The following is a 3,591-nucleotide window of genomic DNA, read 5'->3' as shown; positions in this document are numbered from 1 at the left end:
CGTTCGCGCAGGCCTACGTCGGCGGTCTCGCGGTGGACTGGAAGGTCGTGCTGCCCGCCGCCGAGGTGGTGGAGCTGCCGACCTACGCCTTCCAGAAGCAGCGGTACTGGCTGGAGCCCTCGGCCGCGACCGTCGTCCCGGTCGGTGGCGACGGTGCGAGCACGGCCGTCGAGGCCCGGTTCTGGGCCGCCGTCGAGGGTGGCGACCTGGCGCACCTCGCCGAGGAGCTGGAGCTGGACGACCGCCGCTCGCTCGGCGAGGTCCTGGAGGCGCTGACCTCGTGGCGCCGCCGCGAGCTCGACCGGTCGGCGACGGAGAACTGGCGCTACCGCGTCAGCTGGGCGCCGGTCGCCGACCCCGCTCCGACCGCGCTCACCGGCCGCTGGCTGGTGCTCTCCGACCGGGCCGACGACGAGCTGACGCAGGACTGCGTCCGGGCCCTGACCGCCCGTGGCGCCGATGTCACGGTCGCCGAGGTACCGGCCGCTGTCACGGACCGGCAGGACGTGGCCGCCGTCATCGGCGGGGCCCTGCCGGGCGGCGAGGTGCCGGCCGGAGTGGTGTCGCTGCTGGCCCTGGACGAGACACCGGTGCCCGAGTACCCGGCGGTCACCCGGGGTTTCGCCGCCACGCTGGCCGTGGTGCAGGCGCTGGGCGACGCGGGCGTCGGCGCACCGCTGTGGGTGCTCACCCGCGGCGCCGTCGCGGCGACGCCGGAGGAGGCGCTGACGAACCCGCTGCAGACCCAGATCTGGGGCTTCGGCCGGGTCGTCGGCCTGGAACACCCCGACCGCTGGGGCGGGTTGATCGACCTTCCGGCCGCGTTCGACGAGCAGGCCGCAGGACGGCTGGCCGCCGTGCTGGCCGGGTGCGGCGAGGACCAGGTCGCGATCCGTCCGGCCGCGGTCTTCGGCCGCCGGCTCGGCCGGGCCGACCGGCCCCGCGCCCACGCCGAGCAGTGGACGCCCACCGGGACCGTCCTGGTCACCGGAGGCACCGGCGCGATCGGTGGACACGTGGCCGGCTGGCTGGCCGACCGCGGTGCGCAGCGGCTCGTGCTGACCAGCAGGTCCGGGGCCGGCGCCGCCGGTCTGGCCGCGAAGGTCGCCGGACTGGCGGCCCGGGGCAGCCACGTGGACGTCGTCGCCTGCGACGCGGCCGACCGGTCCGACCTGGCCGGGCTGCTCGACCGGATCGCCGCGACCGGCCCCGCGCTGTCCGCGGTGATGCACGCCGCCGGTGTCGTCCAGCACACCACCGTGCACGAGACCGACCTGGCCGAGACGGCCGCCGTGCTGGCCGCCAAGGCCTCGGGCGCCGTCCACCTGGACGAGCTGACCAGGGACCTGGACCTGGACGCCTTCGTGCTCTTCTCCTCGATCGCGGCGACCTGGGGCAGTGGTCTCCAGCCCGCCTACGCCGCGGCCAACACCTTCCTGGACGGCCTGGCCGAGCACCGCCGGTCCCAGGGCCTGACCGCCACCTCGGTGGCCTGGGGTTCGTGGGGCGGCGGCGGGATGACCGACGAGGCGGGTGCCGCCCAGGGCAGCCGCCGCGGGCTGATCGTCATGGCCAAGGACCACGCCGTCCAGGCGCTGGCCCAGGTCCTGGACGGCGGCGAGCCCCAGCTGACGGTCGCCGACATCGACTGGGCGCGGTTCGCCCCGCCGTTCACGCTGCGCCGGCCCAGCCCGCTGATCGAGAACCTGCCCGAGGTCCGGCAGGCCCTGGCCGGTGACCTGCCGGAGGCCGGCGGGGCCGACCCGGCCGCGGGCTCGGACGCGAGCGCGTCCTGGCGGCGGCAGCTGGCCGGCCTGTCGCGCATCGAGCAGAACCGGCTGCTGGTCAACCTGGTGCAGACCCAGGCGGCCTCCGTGCTGGACTACCCGTCGCCCGAGGCCGTCGAGGCCACCCGGGCCTTCAGCGACCTGGGCTTCGACTCGCTGACCTCGGTGGAGCTGCGCAACCGGCTCGGCGCCGCCACGGGCCTGCAACTGCCCGCCACGCTGATGTTCGACGCGCCCACCCCCACGGCCGCCGCCGAGTTCCTGCTGGTGCAGCTGGCCGGCGTCCCCGACGGCGCGCAGAGTGCTCCGGTGGTGGCGGCGGCGAGCGACGAGCCGCTGGCGATCGTCGGCATGGCGTGCCGCTACCCGGGCGGGGTGACCGGCCCGGAGGCGCTGTGGGACTTGGTGACCGCCCGGACCGACGCCATCTCCGTACTGCCGGAGGACCGGGGCTGGGTCATCGAGGACACCGCCGACGCGGCCGACGGCGGGCCCGTCCGGGCGGGCGGCTTCGTCTACGACGCGACCGGCTTCGACGCGGGGTTCTTCGGGATCAGCCCGCGCGAGGCCGTGTCGATGGACCCGCAGCAGCGGCTGCTGCTCGAAGTGGCCTGGGAGGCGCTGGAGCGGGCCGGACTGGACCCGGCGTCGCTGCGCGGTTCGGCGACCGGCGTGTTCGCGGGCGCCTCCGCCTCCGGCTACGGCTGGAGCTCCGGGCTGGAGGGCGAACTGGACGGGCACCTCGTCACGGGGATCTCGACCAGCGTGGTCTCCGGCCGGGTGTCGTACGTGCTGGGCCTGGAGGGTCCGGCCGTGACGGTCGACACCGCGTGCTCCTCGTCGCTGGTGGCGCTGCACCTGGCCGCGCAGGCGGTCCGCTCCGGGGAGTGCACGCTGGCCCTGGCGGGCGGCGTCATGGTGGCGGCCAACCCGCTGCTGTTCGACCAGTTCAGCCGGCAGATGGGGCTGGCGCCGGACGGCCGGTGCAAGCCGTTCTCGGCGGAGGCCGACGGCATGGGCCTGGGCGAGGGCGCGGGCATGGTGGTCGTGGAGCGGCTGTCGGACGCGCAGCGCAACGGGCACCGGGTGCTCGCGGTGATCCGCGGCAGCGCGACCAACCAGGACGGTGCGTCGAACGGTCTGACCGCGCCGAACGGTCCCTCGCAGCAGCGGGTGATCCGCGCGGCGCTGGCGAACGCCGGGGTCCGCGCCGACGAGGTCGACGTGGTGGAGGCGCACGGCACGGGGACCCCGCTGGGCGACCCGATCGAGGCGCAGGCACTGCTGGCCACCTACGGCCAGGAGCGGGGCGGCCAGGGGCCGTTGCGGCTGGGTTCGGTGAAGTCGAACATCGGGCACACCCAGGCCGCGGCCGGTGTGGCCGGGGTGATCAAGATGGTGCTGGCCCTCCAGCACCGGGAGCTGCCGGCGACGCTGCACGCCGCCGAGCGCTCGCCGCACATCGACTGGTCGGCCGGTGAGGTGGAGCTGCTGACCGAGGCGGTGCCGTGGTCGGCCGAGAACCGGGTGCGTCGTGCCGGTGTGTCGTCGTTCGGGATGAGCGGTACCAACGCGCACGTCATCCTGGAGGAGGCTCCGGCTCCGGTCGCCACCGAGGCGGCTCCGGCTCCGGTCGCTCCTGCGGTGGTCGTGCCCGGTGGCGCTGCCGCGTGGGTGGTGTCAGGTCGGTCGGCGCAGGGGCTGACGGCTCAGGCGGATCGGTTGCGGGAGTGGGTGTCGGCGCGGTCGTCGGTGGATCCGGTGGATGTGGCGTGGTCGTTGGCGGCGACGCGGTCGGTGTTCG

At 75.6% G+C, this 3,591-nt stretch carries 1 protein-coding gene; it reads left to right on the top strand.

What is annotated here, in order from left to right:
* Positions 1–3,591 (top strand): SDR family NAD(P)-dependent oxidoreductase (locus ABT263_RS38545; protein WP_352298566.1); only part of this gene is annotated, 3,591 nt, incomplete at both ends.

The sequence above is a fragment of the Kitasatospora sp. NPDC001603 genome (assembly GCF_040298365.1).
In the GTDB taxonomy this organism is placed as follows: Bacteria; Actinomycetota; Actinomycetes; order Streptomycetales; family Streptomycetaceae; genus Kitasatospora.
This window is presented reverse-complemented; position numbering and strand designations above follow the sequence as displayed.